30 protein-coding genes are annotated in these 16,491 nt (G+C 45.6%); all 30 read right to left on the bottom strand.

Annotated features, from left to right (window positions below):
* Positions 1 to 9: 9 nt before the first annotated feature.
* Genes rpsD through fusA form a run of 30 tightly spaced genes read right to left on the bottom strand, consistent with a single transcriptional unit; the run spans position 10 to position 16,483 of the window.
* A complete protein-coding gene (gene rpsD / locus ACYRYY_RS04185) occupies positions 10 to 636 on the bottom strand; it encodes a 30S ribosomal protein S4 (protein ID WP_460214276.1) in 627 nt (208 codons plus the stop codon).
* Between the two features lie 15 nt (positions 637 to 651).
* The gene (gene rpsK / locus ACYRYY_RS04190) at positions 652 to 1,041 is read right to left on the bottom strand and encodes a 30S ribosomal protein S11 (RefSeq protein ID WP_460214277.1); all 390 of its coding nucleotides are present in this window, start codon (positions 1,039 to 1,041) and stop codon (positions 652 to 654) included.
* A 13-nt stretch (positions 1,042 to 1,054) separates the two neighbouring features.
* Entirely contained in the window at positions 1,055 to 1,423 is a 369-nt protein-coding gene (gene rpsM / locus ACYRYY_RS04195; RefSeq protein ID WP_460214278.1) for a 30S ribosomal protein S13, read from the bottom strand.
* 12 nt (positions 1,424 to 1,435) lie between these two features.
* On the bottom strand, positions 1,436 to 1,549 hold the full coding sequence (gene rpmJ, locus ACYRYY_RS04200) for a 50S ribosomal protein L36 (RefSeq protein ID WP_128466087.1): 114 nt from the start codon (positions 1,547 to 1,549) through the stop codon (positions 1,436 to 1,438).
* Between the two features lie 12 nt (positions 1,550 to 1,561).
* Positions 1,562 to 1,786, bottom strand: a complete 225-nt coding sequence (infA, locus tag ACYRYY_RS04205; RefSeq protein WP_128466086.1) for a translation initiation factor IF-1 — start codon at positions 1,784 to 1,786, stop codon at positions 1,562 to 1,564.
* Positions 1,783 to 2,535 carry a type I methionyl aminopeptidase gene (gene map, locus ACYRYY_RS04210; protein WP_460214280.1) on the bottom strand — a complete coding sequence of 251 codons (753 nt, stop codon included), beginning with the start codon at positions 2,533 to 2,535 and terminating at the stop codon, positions 1,783 to 1,785. The genes infA and map overlap by 4 nt, the downstream gene beginning before the upstream one ends.
* On the bottom strand, positions 2,535 to 3,182 hold the full coding sequence (locus ACYRYY_RS04215; protein WP_460214281.1) for an adenylate kinase: 648 nt from the start codon (positions 3,180 to 3,182) through the stop codon (positions 2,535 to 2,537). The genes map and ACYRYY_RS04215 overlap by 1 nt, the downstream gene beginning before the upstream one ends.
* A complete protein-coding gene (secY, locus tag ACYRYY_RS04220) occupies positions 3,179 to 4,495 on the bottom strand; it encodes a preprotein translocase subunit SecY (RefSeq protein ID WP_460214282.1) in 1,317 nt (438 codons plus the stop codon). Before secY ends, ACYRYY_RS04215 begins: the two co-directional genes overlap by 4 nt.
* Positions 4,496 to 4,501: 6 nt before the next feature.
* A complete protein-coding gene (rplO, locus tag ACYRYY_RS04225) occupies positions 4,502 to 4,951 on the bottom strand; it encodes a 50S ribosomal protein L15 (RefSeq protein WP_460214283.1) in 450 nt (149 codons plus the stop codon).
* A 3-nt stretch (positions 4,952 to 4,954) separates the two neighbouring features.
* Positions 4,955 to 5,500, bottom strand: coding sequence for a 30S ribosomal protein S5 (rpsE, locus tag ACYRYY_RS04230; RefSeq protein ID WP_460214284.1), 546 nt, complete (start codon positions 5,498 to 5,500; stop codon positions 4,955 to 4,957).
* Complete coding sequence (gene rplR, locus ACYRYY_RS04235; protein ID WP_460216455.1) at positions 5,469 to 5,837, bottom strand: 50S ribosomal protein L18; 369 nt, start codon at positions 5,835 to 5,837, stop codon at positions 5,469 to 5,471. The genes rpsE and rplR overlap by 32 nt, the downstream gene beginning before the upstream one ends.
* Positions 5,838 to 5,845: 8 nt before the next feature.
* On the bottom strand, positions 5,846 to 6,385 hold the full coding sequence (gene rplF / locus ACYRYY_RS04240) for a 50S ribosomal protein L6 (RefSeq protein WP_460214285.1): 540 nt from the start codon (positions 6,383 to 6,385) through the stop codon (positions 5,846 to 5,848).
* 12 nt (positions 6,386 to 6,397) lie between these two features.
* Positions 6,398 to 6,796, bottom strand: coding sequence for a 30S ribosomal protein S8 (rpsH, locus tag ACYRYY_RS04245; RefSeq protein WP_460214286.1), 399 nt, complete (start codon positions 6,794 to 6,796; stop codon positions 6,398 to 6,400).
* A 10-nt stretch (positions 6,797 to 6,806) separates the two neighbouring features.
* A complete protein-coding gene (locus ACYRYY_RS04250) occupies positions 6,807 to 6,992 on the bottom strand; it encodes a type Z 30S ribosomal protein S14 (protein WP_460214287.1) in 186 nt (61 codons plus the stop codon).
* Complete coding sequence (gene rplE / locus ACYRYY_RS04255; RefSeq protein WP_460214288.1) at positions 6,982 to 7,536, bottom strand: 50S ribosomal protein L5; 555 nt, start codon at positions 7,534 to 7,536, stop codon at positions 6,982 to 6,984. The genes ACYRYY_RS04250 and rplE overlap by 11 nt, the downstream gene beginning before the upstream one ends.
* A gap of 2 nt (positions 7,537 to 7,538) precedes the next feature.
* Entirely contained in the window at positions 7,539 to 7,868 is a 330-nt protein-coding gene (gene rplX, locus ACYRYY_RS04260) for a 50S ribosomal protein L24 (protein WP_460214289.1), read from the bottom strand.
* A gap of 12 nt (positions 7,869 to 7,880) precedes the next feature.
* Positions 7,881 to 8,252: a 50S ribosomal protein L14 gene (gene rplN / locus ACYRYY_RS04265; protein ID WP_460214291.1), complete on the bottom strand. Its 372-nt coding sequence runs from the start codon at positions 8,250 to 8,252 to the stop codon at positions 7,881 to 7,883.
* A 12-nt stretch (positions 8,253 to 8,264) separates the two neighbouring features.
* Complete coding sequence (gene rpsQ / locus ACYRYY_RS04270; RefSeq protein ID WP_460214292.1) at positions 8,265 to 8,537, bottom strand: 30S ribosomal protein S17; 273 nt, start codon at positions 8,535 to 8,537, stop codon at positions 8,265 to 8,267.
* A 10-nt stretch (positions 8,538 to 8,547) separates the two neighbouring features.
* Positions 8,548 to 8,745: a 50S ribosomal protein L29 gene (gene rpmC, locus ACYRYY_RS04275; protein ID WP_460214294.1), complete on the bottom strand. Its 198-nt coding sequence runs from the start codon at positions 8,743 to 8,745 to the stop codon at positions 8,548 to 8,550.
* Complete coding sequence (gene rplP / locus ACYRYY_RS04280) at positions 8,742 to 9,164, bottom strand: 50S ribosomal protein L16 (RefSeq protein WP_460214295.1); 423 nt, start codon at positions 9,162 to 9,164, stop codon at positions 8,742 to 8,744. Before rplP ends, rpmC begins: the two co-directional genes overlap by 4 nt.
* Positions 9,165 to 9,824, bottom strand: a complete 660-nt coding sequence (gene rpsC / locus ACYRYY_RS04285) for a 30S ribosomal protein S3 (protein ID WP_460214296.1) — start codon at positions 9,822 to 9,824, stop codon at positions 9,165 to 9,167.
* A gap of 11 nt (positions 9,825 to 9,835) precedes the next feature.
* On the bottom strand, positions 9,836 to 10,168 hold the full coding sequence (rplV, locus tag ACYRYY_RS04290; protein WP_460214298.1) for a 50S ribosomal protein L22: 333 nt from the start codon (positions 10,166 to 10,168) through the stop codon (positions 9,836 to 9,838).
* A 1-nt stretch (position 10,169) separates the two neighbouring features.
* The gene (gene rpsS / locus ACYRYY_RS04295) at positions 10,170 to 10,451 is read right to left on the bottom strand and encodes a 30S ribosomal protein S19 (protein WP_460214299.1); all 282 of its coding nucleotides are present in this window, start codon (positions 10,449 to 10,451) and stop codon (positions 10,170 to 10,172) included.
* 12 nt (positions 10,452 to 10,463) lie between these two features.
* A complete protein-coding gene (gene rplB, locus ACYRYY_RS04300; RefSeq protein WP_460214300.1) occupies positions 10,464 to 11,291 on the bottom strand; it encodes a 50S ribosomal protein L2 in 828 nt (275 codons plus the stop codon).
* An 11-nt stretch (positions 11,292 to 11,302) separates the two neighbouring features.
* Complete coding sequence (rplW, locus tag ACYRYY_RS04305) at positions 11,303 to 11,581, bottom strand: 50S ribosomal protein L23 (protein WP_460216456.1); 279 nt, start codon at positions 11,579 to 11,581, stop codon at positions 11,303 to 11,305.
* A gap of 2 nt (positions 11,582 to 11,583) precedes the next feature.
* Positions 11,584 to 12,207, bottom strand: coding sequence for a 50S ribosomal protein L4 (rplD, locus tag ACYRYY_RS04310; protein ID WP_460214301.1), 624 nt, complete (start codon positions 12,205 to 12,207; stop codon positions 11,584 to 11,586).
* Positions 12,208 to 12,217: 10 nt separating this feature from the next.
* Complete coding sequence (gene rplC / locus ACYRYY_RS04315) at positions 12,218 to 12,850, bottom strand: 50S ribosomal protein L3 (RefSeq protein WP_460214302.1); 633 nt, start codon at positions 12,848 to 12,850, stop codon at positions 12,218 to 12,220.
* A 16-nt stretch (positions 12,851 to 12,866) separates the two neighbouring features.
* Complete coding sequence (rpsJ, locus tag ACYRYY_RS04320; protein WP_460214303.1) at positions 12,867 to 13,175, bottom strand: 30S ribosomal protein S10; 309 nt, start codon at positions 13,173 to 13,175, stop codon at positions 12,867 to 12,869.
* Positions 13,176 to 13,189: 14 nt separating this feature from the next.
* On the bottom strand, positions 13,190 to 14,380 hold the full coding sequence (tuf, locus tag ACYRYY_RS04325) for an elongation factor Tu (protein ID WP_460214304.1): 1,191 nt from the start codon (positions 14,378 to 14,380) through the stop codon (positions 13,190 to 13,192).
* A 27-nt stretch (positions 14,381 to 14,407) separates the two neighbouring features.
* Positions 14,408 to 16,483 carry an elongation factor G gene (gene fusA / locus ACYRYY_RS04330; protein WP_460214305.1) on the bottom strand — a complete coding sequence of 692 codons (2,076 nt, stop codon included), beginning with the start codon at positions 16,481 to 16,483 and terminating at the stop codon, positions 14,408 to 14,410.
* Positions 16,484 to 16,491 lie beyond the last annotated feature (8 nt).

The raw sequence follows: 16,491 nt of genomic DNA on the forward strand, positions 1-16,491 counted from the left end.
AGCTACTTACTATTTAGAGTACAGTTCCACTATGAGGTGTTCGTGAATCTCGTAGTTTATGTCAGTTCTCTCAGGGAGTCTCACTACCTGCGTTTTCTTTGCGTCTTTATCAAGAGTCAGCCATTCGGGTATGCCCCTTCCTTCTGCTGTATCAAGACACTCTTTAACACGGGCATGATCGCCTGATTTTTCTCTTACTTCAACAACTTCACCGGGTTTAACGATGAAAGAGGGAATGTTTACCTTACGTCCGTTTACAAGGAAGTGAGCGTGGCGAACCATCTGCCTTGCTTCTTTGCGGCTTCCTGCGAAACCTGCCCTGTAAACAACGTTATCAAGCCTTCTTTCAAGAAGAGAGAGAAGGTTCTCACCGGTAATGCCCTGCATTCTTTCAGCTCTCTCAAAGTAGAGGCGGAACTGCGCTTCGAGAACACCGTAAAGTCTTTTAACTTTCTGTTTTTCTCTGAGCTGCATGCCGTAGTCACTGAGTTTTTTTCTGAGCTGGCCGTGCTGTCCGGGAGGATAAGCTTTTTTCTCTATACCGCATTTATCTTTATAGCAACGCTCGCCTTTGAGGTAAAGTTTTGTGCCTTCACGCCTGCAGAGCTTGCAAACTGCGCCTGTGTACCTAGCCAATTTGAACCTCCAACCTTATACTCTTCTCTTTTTACGTGGTCTGCATCCGTTGTGGGGAACAGGAGTTACATCTCTGATGAGAGTAATTTTAATTCCCGCAGCCTGGATAGCCCTGATCGCACTTTCACGACCGGAACCGGGACCTTTCACGTTGACTTCCACTTCTCTCATGCCGTTTTCCATTGCTTTTTTAGCAGCGGCCTCAGCAGAAAGCTGAGCAGCGAAAGGAGTGGACTTCCTTGAGTTTTTAAAACCGTTGCAACCGCCGGCAGACCAGCAGATAACATTACCGTTGATATCGGTAAAGGAAACGATCGTATTGTTGAAGGTTGAGTTTATATGCGCGACGCCTTTAGGTACGTTTTTCCTGTCGCGTTTTTTAGCTGTTTTCTTAGCTTTTGCCATTTCGAACTACCCTCTACTTCCTTTTGATACCGCGTTTGCCCGCAAGACCTCTTCTGGTTCTTGCGTTGCTTCTGGTTTTCTGACCGCGGCAGGGAAGGTGCATCTTGTGCCTCTGTCCTCTGTAACAGTTGATTTCCATAAGCCTTTTGACGTTAAGAGCGATATCTTTTCTCAGGTCACCCTCAACTTTGAGATTGGCTTCAATATAAAGCCTGATTTCAGAGATTTCAGTTTCCGTAAGGTCACCGATTCTCTTTTCAAGCGATATATTAGTCTCGTTAAGTATGGACAGGGCGAGATGACGTCCTACGCCATATATATGAGTAAGTCCGATTTCAACTTTTTTGTTGTTGGGAATATCAACACCAGCTATACGTGCCACTTGAAATCCTCCTTAGCCCTGTCTCTGTTTGTGTCTGGGATTTTCACATATCACCCTTACGACACCTTTTCTTTTTACAATTTTGCATTTACTGCAAATAGGCTTAACACTTGCCCTGACCTTCATTTCTGCACCCCGTTACTTCTTGTGACGATAGGTTATCCTGCCCCTTGAAAGGTCATACGGGGATAACTCTACGGTAACTTTGTCTCCGGGCAGAATTCGGATGAAGTGCATCCTCATTTTCCCGGAAAGATGAGCAAGAATAACATGCTTGTTTTCCAACTCAACTTTGAACATAGCATTGGGCAACGCCTCAACGACTGTACCGACAATCTCGATTACATCGTCCTTTTTGCTCATACGCTCCCTATTGTAAGAATCTCCGGTCCCCTGTCCGTTATAGCAACGGTATTTTCGTAATGTGCCGCCAAACTGCTGTCCGCGGTGACAGCTGTCCAGCCATCAGAGAGGGTTTTGGTTTCATAGGAACCGGCTGTGACCATCGGTTCAACGGCTATTACCATTCCCGCTTTCAGACGGAGTCCCCTGCCGGGGCGTCCAAAGTTGGGTATGGTGGGCTCTTCATGCATGCTGCGCCCTATACCGTGACCGAAAAAGTCTCTAACGACAGCAAAACCGTTCTTTTCAACGGTTTGCTGAACTGCACTGGAGATATCGGAAAGCCTGTTCCCGACCCGTGCATTTTCTATTCCATTAAAAAAAGATTCCTCAGTGACACTGATAAGCCTTGCGGCTTCTTCAGAAATCTCACCCACAGGGTAAGTTCTTGCTGCATCACCATGGAAACCTTCTTTGAATGCGCCTACATCTACCGTAATAATATCGCCCTCGCTCAGGACCCTTTCGGAAGGTATTCCATGCACTACAACCTCATTTACAGAGGCGCAGACACTTGCCGGATACCCGTGATATCCCTTAAAGGACGGAAAGGCAGACCGAGAGTTTATTATATTTTCAGCAAACTTGTCAATATCTTTTGTTGTGATACCGGGTTTGATGAAGGAAGAGAGCTTATCAAGAACTTCCCATACTATGCCGCAGGGGATTCTCATAAGCTCTATCTCTTTCTTGGATTTAATGAATACCATTAACCAAGTATCCTTTTTATCTTAACGTAAACGTCATCCGGATTCCCTTCACCATCCACTTCTGTAAATTTACCACTGTTTCCGTAGTAACCTTTAAGAAGCGAAGTAGTTTCATGGTAAACTTTCAGACGGTTTTTGATCGTATCTTCCCTGTCATCATCCCTGTGAGCAAGTGTAGTACCGCAAAGGTCGCATACACCGCCAACTTTCGGAGGATTATACTTAATGTGGTAAACTTTGCCGTCTTTAGGGCAGCTTCTTCTGCCAACAGCTCTTTCCACAAGAAGTTCATCCGCAACATTGAGGCTGATTATTTGAGTGATCTCAGTTTTAAGATCATTTTTAAGCATAGCATCAAGAGCTTCCGCCTGAGCAATGGTTCTGGGAAAACCGTCAAAAATAACACCTTTAGCGCAGTCAGGAGAGGCGAGCCTGTCCTTCATAAGACCAATAATAAGGCTGTCAGGTACAAGTTGTCCCGCATCCATATATACTTTAGCCTCTTTGCCGAGGGGTGTCTGATCCTTTACAGCCTGACGGAGAAGATCACCGGTAGAAATCTGCACCAGACCGTAGTCACGGATGATGTATGCAGACTGCGTTCCTTTACCTGCTCCGGGAGGCCCGAGAAATATCATATTTATCATATGAGGCTTCTCCCTTTTATTCTGCCTTTCTTAAGAAAACCATCGTAGTTGTGTGACACAAGATGCGTTTCTATCTTGCTGATAACATCCATACCGACACCAATCACAATCAGAAGACTTGTTCCGCCAAAATAGAAGGGAACATTGAATCCTGATATGAAAAGCTGAGGCAGGAGTGCTACAGCAGAAAGATAGATGGCACCAACGAAGGTAAGCCTTGAAAGTACATAATCTATGAATGCAGCAGTGTGTTCACCGGGTCTTTTACCGGGAATAACGCCGCCGCCTTTGTTGATGTTTTCAGCAATGTCAGTCGGGTTGAAGATGATCGAAGTATAAAAGTAAGTAAAGAAAACGATCATTACAAGCGAGAAAACATAATACATAGCCGAGCTGGGTGTGAACCAGAAGCTGATTTTCTGCACAATTTCATTAGTGGAGAAAGTAGCAAGCGTGCTGGGAACTGCCAGAATCGACATAGCGAAGATTATAGGTATAACTCCCGCAGGGTTCAGCTTAAGGGGAAGGTATGAATTATTCACATTACCCTGCTGAGGTCCGTTCATCGCTCTCTTAACGTGCTGAATGGGAAGACGCCTTTGGGACGTTTCCATAAAGACAATTGCCGCAGTAACAGCAAGAATTATCGCAAGCACTATAATAAGAGTGATTATCTGAAGTTCACCTGTCTGCACAAGTGTAAAAGTTCTGCTTATAGCTGAAGGAAAAGACGCTACAATACCAGCGAAGATAAGAACGGAAATACCGTTTCCGAGTCCGCGCTCAGTGATCTTTTCTCCAAGCCACATAAGAAAGATTGTACCTGTGGTAAGAGTGATAGTGGTAACTATTCTGAAACCCCATCCGGGAAACATGACAACATGCACTCCGCTGGGCGAAGTCATGCTTTCAAGACCGATTGCGATCCCCATACCCTGAATAGCACTGATAAGAACTGTACCGTAGCGGGTATATTTTGTGATTTTTTCCCTGCCTTCACTCCCCTGCTTCTTAAGCTCCGCAAGGTGCGGAACCGCAACCGTGAGAAGCTCAAGTATAATAGCAGCGGATATGTAAGGCATAATGCCAAGACCAAATACCGTAAGCTTTGACAGGGCGCCCCCGGTGAACATGTCGAAGAAACCGAGAAGGTTTCCGGACTGTTGAGCAAAAAACTCGCTGAGTGCGCCGCCGTCAATGCCAGGAGTCGGCACGTGAGCGCCGATCCTGTATATGAAGAGGAAAAGAAGAGTATAGAAAATTCTTTTCCTCAGCTCCGGTATCGAGAAAATATCCTCGAATTTCTTCAACATACCTTATTACTCCGGAGTAACTACTTCTCCGCCGGCTGCTTTGATTTTATCAGCAGCAGCAGCGGATACTTTTTCAACATCAAACTTAAGTTTTTTGCTGAGTTCTCCGTCACCGAGAACCTTGACACCGTCTTTATTGCCGCGCACAAGTCCTTTCTCTTTAAGAGTAAGGATATTCACTGTTTCGCCGTCATTAAAGCGGTTGTTTATATCTTCAAGGTTAACGATCTCATATACTGTGGCAAATTTGGCGTTATTGAAGCCTCTTTTAGGGAGTCTTCTTGTAAGGGGCATCTGACCGCCTTCAAATCCGGGTCTTATTCCCCCACCTGAACGAGCCTTCTGTCCTTTTGTACCTTTGCCGGCAGTGGTACCCTGACCGCTTGCAGAGCCGCGGCCGAGTCTTTTTCTTTTCTTTCTGGAGCCTTCGGCAGGCCTGAGATCATGAAGTTCCATCACTTATTCTCCCGGTTTGGCTATGATTTCTTCAATCTTTTTGCCCCTAACCTGTGCAACTTCGTTAAGGGTACGCATTTTGCTGAAACCGTCCAGTATCGCAAAAAGCGAGTTGTATGGGTTTCTGCTGCGTGTGCTTTTGCAAAGAATGTTCTGTACGCCGGCAAGTTCAAGGAGGGCGCGTGTTACGCTTCCTGCGATGATACCTGTACCGGGAGCAGCGGGCTTCATCACGATTTCAGTGGAGACATATTTGCCCACTGTAGCATGAGGAATAGTTCCGTTCACGACAGGAACCTCAATGAGGTTCTTCTTTGCGTATTCAAGGGCTTTCTTTATAGCGTCCGGCACTTCTCTAGCCTTTCCGTAACCGATGCCAACGTGACCTTCGTAGTCACCGACGACAACTGTCGCTGTGAATTTGAAGATGCGTCCGCCCTTTACAACTTTTGTAACTCTGCCTATATGAACAACTTTATCTACAAGTTGACTTTCGTTGTTATTCAAAGCAAACCTCCTAGAATTCCAGGCCGGCTTCGCGAGCCGCATCTGCAAGAGCTTTTATTCTACCATGGTAGAGGAAACCGCCCCTGTCAAAAACCACCTTTTCTATGCCTTTTTCCTTAGCACGCTCGCCGATAACTTTACCGACTTCCTTAGCAGCTTCAATATTAAGAACGCCTTTGAATTTCTCTTTGAGAACTGTTTCAAGCGAACTAGCGGCAACAATTGTGTTGCCGGTAGTATCGTCTATTATCTGAGCGTATATGAATCTGTTGGATTTATTAACCGCAAGTCTGGGAGCGCAGGGTGTGCCTGACACTTTTTTGCGCACTCTTGCGTGCTTCCTTCTTATAGTAGCTTTTTTATTAATTTTGCTCACTATAACGCTCCTTATTTCTTACCAGTTTTACCGGCTTTTCTTATTATCTTTTCGCCGGCGTATCTGACACCCTTGCCTTTATAAGGTTCAGGCTGTCTGATTTTTCTGATGTTAGCGGCAGTTTGACCTACAAGCTGCTTGTCTATGCCCCTGACAACAATAACGGTGTTGCCTTCCATTGCGAACTCTATCCCAGCGGGAGGAGCCACAACAACGGGGTGAGAAAACCCTAAGGAGAGGTCGAGGTCCTTTCCTTTAAGAGCCGCTCTGTAACCAACGCCATGAATTTCAAGTTTCTTTTCGAAACCTTTTGTAACGCCATCAACCATGTTTGATATAAGCGTACGGGTCAGGCCGTGTACAGAACGGGACAGCTTAGATTCGTCTTTCCTGCTAACTGTGATCGTGTTTGCTTCGACAGCAACCTCGGAGTTGTCGTGCAGACTGTGTTCAAGTTTCCCTTTGGGACCTTCAACACAGCACACATTACTGTCGAGAGTGACCTTCACTCCTGCAGGTATTGTAATAGGTTTCTTGCCTATTCTTGACATTTACGCGCTCCCTTACCAAATCTGGCAGATATATTCTCCGCCAACTTTATCCAATATGCACTGTTTAACTGTTTTAACACCCTCAGAAGTGGAAATGATTCCATTACCGAGACCGCCGAGAACGGGTTTAAGATTTTTGTTGTTTACATATACTCTTCTGCCGGGCTTGCTAACTCTTTTGAGTCCCCTGATAACGGGTTCGCCGCCGTCAGTGTATTTCAGATACACAACAATTTTCTTCAGGTTTTCTTCGGATACAACACGGTAGCTTTTCACGTATCCTTCAGATCTGAAGTTTTCTATAATCGCCTCTTTAATTTTGGAATGAGGGATTACAACTTCAGATTTTTTAACCATAAAAGCGTTGCGCAGTCTGGCAAGCATATCAGCAATCGGATCAGTCATGCTCATTCTATTTCTCCTACCAGCTTGATTTTCTTACGCCGGGAATCTCGCCTTTCAGAGCAAATTTTCTGAAGCAGATCCTGCACATGTTAAATCTTCTCAGGAAAGCTCTTGGACGACCGCATATGGGGCAGCGGTTGTATTCCCTGACTTTAAACTTTTTCTTCTTAAAGGCATGATTATATTTAGCCTTAGTTGCCACTTTCAGCCTCCTCGAAGGGCATACCGAGAGCGCAGAGAAGTTCTCTTGCTTCCTCGTCGGTTTTAGCCGTAGTAGTGATTATGATGTCCATCCCTCTGATCTTGTCGATTTTGTCAAACTCGATCTCAGGAAAAACGATCTGCTCTTTAAGACCCATTGCATAGTTGCCGCGTCCGTCGAAGGATTTAGCGCTGACGCCTTTGAAATCTCTCACCCTGGCGAGGGCGATTCTTGTGAATCTCTGAAAGAATTCATATGCCGTGTTACCTCTGAGAGTAACTTTGCATCCTATTGGCATCCCCTCTCTGAGTTTGAAAGCGGCTATTGATTTCTTGGCTCTTGTCACGACAGGTTTCTGACCTGCGATTATTGTCATATCGCTAAGTGCGTGGTCAACAACCTTGGAGTTCGTAACAGCTTCGCCGAGACCCATGTTGAGAACTATTTTCTCAATTTTAGGCACCTGCATGATGTTCTCATAAGAGAACTTTTTCATGAGGGCAGGAACAACTTCCTTAAGGTATTTTTCTTTAAGCTCTGCCATTGTTAATCCTTATCGATGACTTCACCGTCGCACTTGGCGAAGCGGGCTTTTTTTCCGTTTTCCAGAGTTTTAATGCCGAGTCTAGTGCCTTTTTTGCTTTTCTGGCTGTAGTACATAACATTTGATATGTCTACCGGCATCTCTTTCTCAACGATTCCGCCTTCAGGATTCAGGGGACCGGGTTTAGTGTGTCTTTTAACAACATTAGTGTTTTCAAGTATCACTTTACCGTTCTTCCTGTCAACCTTAAGAATCTTGGCGATTTTGCCCTTATCCTTTCCGGTGGTGACGATTACGGTGTCGTCTTTTTTAAGTTTATACTTTGCCTGCATATTCTCGTCTCCTTAAAGCACTTCGGGAGCCATAGAGCATATCTTAAGGAAGCCTTTTCCTCTAAGCTCTCTTGCTACGGGTCCGAAAACCCTTGTTGCGATGGGCTCCAGGTTGTTTTTGTTAAGAAGCACGGCTGCATTATCATCAAACTTGATGTAAGTTCCGTCTTTACGGCGGCTTTCTTTAGCTGTGCGGACTATGACAGCCTTGACAACTGTTCCTTTCTTGACGTTTCCGTCCGGAGCAGCTTCCTTCACGCTGGCAACTATGATGTCGCCCACATAGCCGTATCTTATCTTTGAACCGCCGAGAACCTTGATGCAAAGAAGCTCTTTGGCTCCGGAGTTGTCGGCTACTCTGAGACGTGATTCAACCTGTATCATTACTGTAACCTCTTACTCTGATATAACTTCAACAGAACGCTCGATAATGCGCTTAACCATCCAGCACTTATCTTTGCTGAGGGGACGTACTTCAGAGATCTCGACGGTGTCGCCTATTCTGCATTCGTTCGCCTCATCATGAGCCTTGAACTTTTTACTCTGTTTAACGAATTTGTGGTATCTGCTGTGAAGCCTAAGGTTTTCAACCTTAACGACAACGGTTTTATCCATTTTGTCGCTTACCACAACTCCTCTTCTGACTTTTCTTGCTGCTTTTTCGCTCATTACAGACCTCTTACTGCTCTGCGCTTTCAGCCATACGCTGGCTGAGAACGGTTTTGATCCTTGCGATATCTTTCTTCATCTTGTTGATGGCAGAAGTATCTTCAAGGTCGCCTGTCGCAAGTTTGAAGCGGGTTCTGAAAAGATCCTCACGAAGCTGGCGTTCTTTTTCAACGAGATCTTTCACATTCATATCTTTGAATTCGCTCATTCTGCCGCCTCCGTTTCCCTGAATACGAACTTGCATCTTACGGGAAGCTTGTGAGATGCGAGCCTGAAAGCTTCTCTCGCCTGTTCTTCCGTAACGCCGGCTATCTCATAAAGGATAGTGCCGTTTTTAACTTCGGCTACATAGTATTCCACCGCACCTTTACCTTTACCCTGTCTAACTTCAAGGGGTTTTTTGGTAACGGGTTTGTGGGGGAAAATACGGATAGTCACCGTACCGCCTCTTTTAACATATCTGTTGATCGCGATCCTTGCAGATTCGATCTGGCGGCTTGTTATACGACCATTATCAAGAGACTGAAGACCGAAGTCTCCAAAAGCCACTTTGTGACCTTTGTTGGCTTTGCCTTCGTTGCGTCCCTTGAACTGTTTTCTGTATTTCATTCTTTTTGGCATCAACATTTACTCAACTCCTGCTGCTGCCCTGTTTCTCTCTTCAACTATCTCACCGGTGAAAACCCAGACTTTAATGCCTGTGATACCGTAAGTAGTGAGAGCTTCAGTCGTGCCGTAGTCGATGTCAGCTCTGAGAGTCTGAAGGGGCACCCTTCCTTTGATGTACCACTCAGTTCTAGCCATATCAGCACCAGCAAGACGTCCGCTGCACGCAACTTTAATGCCGAGTGCGCCGGATTTCATAGCCTGAAGAACAGCTTTTTTCATTGCTCTTCTGAAGGCGATACGTCTCTGAAGCTGCATAGCTATATTCTCAGCAACAAGCTGAGCGTTGGTTTCGGGTTTCTTGATCTCACGGATTACAAGAAGAACCTCAGCCTTTGTTATATTTTTAAGCTCAACTTTAAGCTTTTCAATTTCGGCGCCTTTTTTGCCGATTACGATTCCGGGTCTGCTGGTATTGAGGGTAACGCGCACTTTTGCGCCCATACGCTCAATGCCGATGCCTGCTATGCCGGCCTGGAAAAGCCTTTTTTTGAGGAATTCACGTATTTTGATGTCTTCAAGAAGGTTTGATCTGTACTCCTTCTTTCCGGCATACCATACTGAAACCCAAGGCTTGTTAACACCTAATCTATACCCGTAAGGGTGAACTTTGTGTCCCACTAAAACCTCCGTTAATCCGAAAGCACAACGGTGATGTGGCTTGTTTTCTTACGAATAAGAGAAGCCCTGCCGTATGCTCTGGGTGTGTACCTTTTCCACGCCGGACCTTCATCAATCCTGATCTCTTTAACGTAAAGCTTGCTTACGTCTCTGTAATCCTGATTTTCCTCAGCATTGGCGGCAGCGGATTTTATCGTTTTGTAGATATACTCAGCAGCCTTTTTGGGCGTGAACTTCAGCATAGCAAGAGCCTCGTCAACTTTCTTACCTCTTACGAGGTCAGCAACGGGGCGTGCTTTTCTGGGAACTAATCTTACAAATTTTGCACGTGCTACTGCTTCCATCTTATCTACCCTTGACCTTTTTATCATCCTTTTTGTGCCCTTTGAAAGTTCTTGTAAGTGCGAACTCACCGAGCTTGTGTCCGACCATGTTTTCAGTCACATAGACGGGGATGAATTTATTTCCGTTATGAACCGCAAGTGTAAGACCTATCATGTCGGGAGTTACTGTGCTTCTTCTTGACCAGGTTTTAATGACTTTTTTGTCACCTGTTTCTTTAGCTACAGTAACCTTCTTCATGAGATGGTCATCAATAAACGGCCCTTTTTTTAATGATCTAGGCACATTTTCCTCCTATCACTTCTTACGAGCGGAAACAATATACTTGTTCGAAGGTTTTTTCTTTGAACGAGTCTTGTATCCTTTCGTGGGTTTACCCCAAGGTGTAACAGGGTGACGACCGCCGCTTGTGCGTCCTTCACCACCACCGTGCGGGTGATCCACAGGGTTCATCGCAACCCCTCTAACAGTAGGTCTTATACCCAGCCAGCGTGAACGACCGGCTTTGCCAAGGCTCACGTTTTCGTGTTCCTGGTTGCTGACCTGACCAATAGAGGCTTTGCATTCGGCTTTTACAAGCCTGATTTCGCCTGAAGGAAGTCTAAGGTGGCAATATGCGCCCTCTTTTGAAAGAAGCTGTGCATATGTTCCTGCTGAGCGGGCAAGCTGTCCGCCTTTTCCGGGTCTGAGTTCAACGTTGTGAACAACTGTACCCACAGGTATATCTTTCAGCGCTTTCGCGTTTCCGGGTTTGATATCCGCAGACAAACCGCTGTGGATAACATCACCGACATTCATTCCGATCGGAGCAAGGATATATCTTTTTTCACCGTCCTCGTAAGCTACGAGAGCGATTCTTGCGCTTCTGTTAGGGTCATATTCGATTGTCTTGACCCTAGCGGCTATCTCATCCTTGTTCCTCTTGAAGTCGATCAGACGGTACTTTCTTTTTTCACCGCCGCCTTTATGTCTTGTGGTAATTCTACCGTGGTTGTTACGTCCGCCGGTTTTCTTGAGCGCTACAACCAGACTCTTCTCAGGCTTGTCTGCGGTTACCTCTGCAAAGTCAGAATTTGATCTGAACCTTACGCCGTCCGAGGTAGGTTTATACTTCTTGATTCCCATTTAAGCCTCTCTTACACGAACTCGAGTTTCTCACCTTCGGCCAGAACAACGATGGCTTTCTTCCAGTCTTTACGTTTACCCATCATACGTCCGAACCTTTTCTTCTTCCCTTTGCAGTTAAGTGTGCGCACGGAAGCAACTTTGACGCTGAAAAGTTCCTCTACAGCTTCTTTGATGAGGAACTTGTTGGCTCTGGGGTCAACTGCGAAAGTCACCATATTCTCCTCTTCTTTGAGGTTAACGGCTTTCTCGGTGATCAGAGGTTTCTTGATTACGTCATAAACTGTCAACATTATCCTAAAACCTCCTCAATTCTCGCTATGCTATCCTGAAGGACAATAATTTTGCGTGAATTGATTATGTCGTAAACGTTGAGTCCGTTTACATTAAGCAAGTCTACGTAAGGTATATTGCGGAATGCTCTTGCAACCTTTTCGTCAAGCTCTTTAAAGACAACCAGCACTTTTCTGTCAGCATTGAAATTTTTAAGTATAGCAACAGCTTCTTTTGTTTTTCCATCCTCAACTTTGAGGGCATCTACAAATATAAGGCTGCCGTCTTCCTGTTTAGCTCTGAGAGCTGATTTCATTGCGTTCTTAATCTTTTTCTTAGGCATAGAGAAAGAGTAATCCCTAGGTTGCGGACCAAAAATAGTCGCACCGCCTCGCCACAAGGGGGATTTTATAGAGCCGGCTCTGGCGCGTCCGGTTCCTTTCTGTTTGTAGGGCTTCTTACCGCCGCCCTCTATTTTTGCTCTGTTGAGAGTGGCATGAGTTCCTGCCCTTTTGCCTGCAAGCTGCATAACCACGACTTCGTGCATCAGCGCAGGTTTTACGGGGTAGGAAATGATGGAATCATTTATCTCCACCGTGCCGACCTTCTCATTTTTTACATTCACAAGTTCGAATGATGCCATTTAAATGCCTCTACTTCTTAACCGTTTCCTTAATGAAAACGATTCCGTTGTCATGTCCCGGAATAGCACCTTTCACAAGGATAAGGTTTGTCTCGGGGACTACTTTCACTACGGAAAGTTTCTGAACGGTTACTGTGTCGCCGCCCATTCTGCCGGGCATCTTTCTGCCTTTCTCAGTTTCACCGGGAAACTCGCACATCCCGATTGAACCGGGTTCACGATGGAAGTGCGAACCGTGAGTTTTAGGACCGCCGCTGAAGCCGAAACGCTTCACAACGCCCTGAAAACCTTTACCGATAGAAGTTCCCTGAACATCTACAATATCACCTTCTGCGAAAAGAGTAGCGTTCACTTCCTGACCGATTTCAAAAGAAGCGTCTTCAGCCACACGGAACTCTTTGAGTACCTTGTGAGGATCAACGCCCTGTTTCTTGAAATAGCCTTTAGCGGGGCAGTTGACTTTTTTCTCTTTGAGAATCTTGTCAAAACCGAGCTGAACGGCACTGTAACCGTTTTTTTCAACGGTTCTTTTGTTAACAACTACACATGGTCCAGCCTGGACCACTGTAACTGGGATGAGAGTTCCGTCTTCGGTAAATACCTGCGTCATCCCAACTTTTCTTCCGATTATTGCTCTAGCCATCTGCACTATCCTTCAACTAAAGTTTTATCTCGACGTCGACACCGGCAGAAAGCTCGAGCTTCATAAGAGCATCGATGGTCTGGGGGTTATGTTCAAAAATATCGATCAGACGTTTATGAGTTCTGATCTCGAACTGCTCCCTTCCTGTCTTGTCAACGTGTGGAGAACGGAGTACCGTAAACTTTTCTGTACGGGTAGGAAGCGGTACGGGACCAACAACCCTTGCTCCAGTTCTCATGGCAGTGTTAACTATATCCCTCACTGCCTTGTCGAGAATTCTAAAATCGAATGCCTTAAGCTTGATACGAATTTTTTGACTTTCCATTCGTCTACCTTTGGTTACTCGATAATCTCGGTAACAACACCTGCACCGACTGTTCTGCCGCCTTCACGAATAGCGAAACGAAGTCCCGCATCCATTGCGATAGGCGTTATAAGTTCTACCACGCAGCTGATGTTATCACCAGGCATTACCATCTCTGTCCCTTCGGGAAGAGTGATGATTCCTGTAACGTCAGTCGTACGGAAATAGAACTGAGGACGATATCCGCTGAAAAAGGGAGTGTGGCGACCACCTTCTTCTTTGGTCAGGATGTACGCTTCCGCTTTGTACCTTCTGTGGGGCTTAATTGAGCCCGGTTTGCAAAGTACCTGTCCGCGTTCTACGTCGTCCTTTTTGATTCCTCTCAGAAGGATACCTACGTTATCGCCGGCAACACCCTGATCAAGAATCTTCCTGAACATCTCTACGCCTGTTACTATTGTCTTAGTGGTATCACGAATTCCCACTATCTCTACTTCTTCTCCCACTTTAACCTGTCCCTGCTCTATACGGCCGGTTACTACTGTTCCACGACCGGATATGCTGAACACGTCTTCTACGGGCATTATGAATTCTTTATCTATATCCCTCTGAGGTTCAGGGATGTAGCTGTCCATTGCATCTACAAGCTCGCTGATCGCACCTGCCCATTTCTCATCGTTAGGGTTCTCAAGTGCTTTAAGCGCTGAACCTTTAATGATGGGTGTATCATCACCGGGAAACTCGTAAGTTGAAAGAAGGTCTCTTACTTCAAGCTCTACAAGCTCAAGAAGCTCTTCATCATCAACCATGTCACATTTGTTCATGAATACTATTATGTAAGGTACGCCTACCTGACGTGCAAGAAGGATATGCTCCCTTGTCTGGGGCATAGGACCGTCTGCTGCACTCACTACGAGAATAGCTCCGTCCATCTGAGCTGCTCCGGTGATCATGTTCTTTACATAATCTGCGTGACCCGGGCAGTCTACGTGAGCGTAATGGCGAGCGGGGGATTCGTACTCTACGTGTGATGTCGCGATTGTTATACCGCGCTCTCTCTCTTCGGGCGCCTTGTCAATGTTGTTGTAGTCTACAAATTCAGCAAGACCTTTATGCGCCTGAACGCTGGTGATTGCTGCTGTAAGAGTTGTCTTACCGTGGTCTACGTGACCAATTGTTCCTACGTTGACGTGGGGCTTCGTTCTAGCAAACTTAGCTTTAGCCATCTGGAATTCCTCCTAATATTCTCTATCTTATGAATTAGCTTTCATTATTTCTTCGGCAATGCTGTTCGGAACCTGCTCATAGTGGTCAAACTGCATTGTATACGTTGCACGTCCCTGAGTGATAGAACGCAGGTTAGTGGCGTAGCCGAACATTTCTTTCAGAGGCACAAAGCATTTAACTACCTGTGCAGTACCTCTCATTTCCATCCCTTCAACTCTGCCTCTTCTGGAGCTAAGGTCGCCCATAACATCTCCTGTGTATTCATCAGGAGAAACGACTTCAACCTTCATAATAGGCTCAAGGATAATTGGTTCAGCCTTTTTCATAGTGGCTTTGAAAGCCATAGAAGCGGCAATTTTGAACGCCATTTCGTTCGAGTCCACATCGTGATATGAACCATCGAAAAGAGTTACTTTGCAGTCAACAACGGGGTAGCCTGCGGAAACACCTGACTCAAGAGCTTCCTCAACACCTTTCTGTACAGCAGGTATGTATTCTCTGGGAACAGTACCGCCCACAATGTTGTTAACAAATTCAAAACCGCTGCCGGGCTGAAGGGGTTCAAGTTCAAGCCATACGTGACCGTACTGACCTCTACCGCCTGTCTGCTTAATGTATTTTCCTTCGCCTTTCATTGTCTTTTTGAAAGTTTCACGGTAAGCAACCTGCGGGTTACCAACGTTAGCTTCCACTTTGAACTCTCTCATGAGCCTGTCGACAATGATTTCAAGGTGAAGTTCACCCATACCGGAGATAACAGTCTGACCTGTTTCTTCATCAACCTTAACTTTGAAAGAGGGGTCTTCGGAAGCAAGTTTACCAAGAGCTATGGAAAGCTTGTCCTGATCGGCTTTACTTTTAGGCTCAATGGCAACTGAGATAACAGGGTCAGGAAACTCCATTGATTCAAGGATAACAGGTTTATCCTCGTTACAAAGAGTATCACCGGTAGTAGTGTATTTAAGACCTACTGTAGCGCAGATATCACCTGCATAGATCTCTTTGATTTCTTCACGTTTATTTGCGTGCATTTTCAGAAGACGTCCGATACGTTCTTTTTTATCCTTAGTGGAGTTAAGAACATAGCTTCCTGACTCAAGATGACCTGAGTACACTCTGAAATATGTAAGCTGTCCCATGTAAGGGTCAGTCATAATTTTGAACGCAAGGGCAGAGAAAGGCTCATCATCGTCAGCTTTTCTCACTATTTCGCCTTCGCCTCTCATGTCAGTTCCTTTTATAGCAGGAATGTCAAGGGGGCTGGGCATATAGTCAACAACTGCGTCAAGAAGAGTCTGAACGCCTTTGTTTTTAAAAGAAGAACCGCAGAAAACAGGGATAAACTGAAGGTTGATACATCCTTTTCTGATACCTGCTTTGATTTCTTCTTCAGTGATTTCCTCACCTTCAAAGTATTTGTTCATGAGATCGTCATCAAGCTCGCAGACAGCATCCATGAGCTTCTCACGGTATTCCTGAGCCTTAGCTTCAAGATCAGCGGGAATATCATAGTAGCCGTATGAAGCGCCGAGATGTTCGCCGTCCCATATAACAGCCTTCATCTTAACAAGGTCAATCACACCCTGAAAAGAATCTTCAGCACCGATAGGTATCTGAACGGGAAGAGGATTAGCACCGAGTCTGTTTTTAATCTGACCAATTACTTTAAAGAAGTCTGAACCGGTTCTATCCATTTTGTTGACGAAAGCAATACGGGGAACTTTGTACTTGTCAGCCTGTCTCCAAACGGTTTCAGACTGAGGTTCAACACCACCCACCGCACAGAAAACCGCAACAGCACCGTCGAGAACCTTAAGAGAACGTTCAACTTCGATTGTAAAGTCAACGTGTCCGGGAGTATCGATAACGTTAATGCGATAATCTTTCCAGAAGCACTGAACAGTTGCGGAGGTAATAGTAATACCACGCTCTTTTTCCTGCTCCATCCAGTCAGTAGTGGCGGCTCCGTCGTGAACTTCGCCGATTTTATGTGTAATACCTGTGTAGAACAGGATTCTTTCGGTAGTGGTTGTTTTTCCGGCGTCAATATGCGCCATGATACCGATATTTCTCTGAAGGTTTAATGGTACAAGTCTACCCACCTAAGCCT

Source organism: Geovibrio sp. ADMFC3, from assembly GCF_054687035.1.

Coding starts and splice junctions, on each gene's coding strand:
- rplX (WP_460214289.1), bottom strand. CDS start 7,868: ATGCAGGCAAAGTATAAACTTAAAAAAGACGACACCGTAATCGTCACC.
- rplO (WP_460214283.1), bottom strand. CDS start 4,951: ATGGAACTTCATGATCTCAGGCCTGCCGAAGGCTCCAGAAAGAAAAGA.
- rplN (WP_460214291.1), bottom strand. CDS start 8,252: ATGATACAGGTTGAATCACGTCTCAGAGTAGCCGACAACTCCGGAGCC.
- rpsQ (WP_460214292.1), bottom strand. CDS start 8,537: ATGAGCGAAAAAGCAGCAAGAAAAGTCAGAAGAGGAGTTGTGGTAAGC.
- infA (WP_128466086.1), bottom strand. CDS start 1,786: ATGAGCAAAAAGGACGATGTAATCGAGATTGTCGGTACAGTCGTTGAG.
- rplV (WP_460214298.1), bottom strand. CDS start 10,168: ATGGAAGCAGTAGCACGTGCAAAATTTGTAAGATTAGTTCCCAGAAAA.
- rpsE (WP_460214284.1), bottom strand. CDS start 5,500: ATGCGGCTCGCGAAGCCGGCCTGGAATTCTAGGAGGTTTGCTTTGAAT.
- rpsH (WP_460214286.1), bottom strand. CDS start 6,796: ATGAGCATGACTGATCCGATTGCTGATATGCTTGCCAGACTGCGCAAC.
- map (WP_460214280.1), bottom strand. CDS start 2,535: ATGGTATTCATTAAATCCAAGAAAGAGATAGAGCTTATGAGAATCCCC.
- rpmJ (WP_128466087.1), bottom strand. CDS start 1,549: ATGAAGGTCAGGGCAAGTGTTAAGCCTATTTGCAGTAAATGCAAAATT.
- rplB (WP_460214300.1), bottom strand. CDS start 11,291: ATGGGAATCAAGAAGTATAAACCTACCTCGGACGGCGTAAGGTTCAGA.
- rplE (WP_460214288.1), bottom strand. CDS start 7,536: ATGGCAGAGCTTAAAGAAAAATACCTTAAGGAAGTTGTTCCTGCCCTC.
- rplC (WP_460214302.1), bottom strand. CDS start 12,850: ATGGCTAGAGCAATAATCGGAAGAAAAGTTGGGATGACGCAGGTATTT.
- rplD (WP_460214301.1), bottom strand. CDS start 12,207: ATGGCATCATTCGAACTTGTGAATGTAAAAAATGAGAAGGTCGGCACG.
- rpsJ (WP_460214303.1), bottom strand. CDS start 13,175: ATGGAAAGTCAAAAAATTCGTATCAAGCTTAAGGCATTCGATTTTAGA.
- ACYRYY_RS04215 (WP_460214281.1), bottom strand. CDS start 3,182: ATGATAAATATGATATTTCTCGGGCCTCCCGGAGCAGGTAAAGGAACG.
- rpsK (WP_460214277.1), bottom strand. CDS start 1,041: ATGGCAAAAGCTAAGAAAACAGCTAAAAAACGCGACAGGAAAAACGTA.
- rplP (WP_460214295.1), bottom strand. CDS start 9,164: ATGTTGATGCCAAAAAGAATGAAATACAGAAAACAGTTCAAGGGACGC.
- tuf (WP_460214304.1), bottom strand. CDS start 14,380: ATGGCTAAAGCTAAGTTTGCTAGAACGAAGCCCCACGTCAACGTAGGA.
- secY (WP_460214282.1), bottom strand. CDS start 4,495: ATGTTGAAGAAATTCGAGGATATTTTCTCGATACCGGAGCTGAGGAAA.
- rpmC (WP_460214294.1), bottom strand. CDS start 8,745: ATGAGCGAATTCAAAGATATGAATGTGAAAGATCTCGTTGAAAAAGAA.
- rplF (WP_460214285.1), bottom strand. CDS start 6,385: ATGTCAAGAATAGGCAAGAAACCTATTACAATACCTGCAGGAGTGAAG.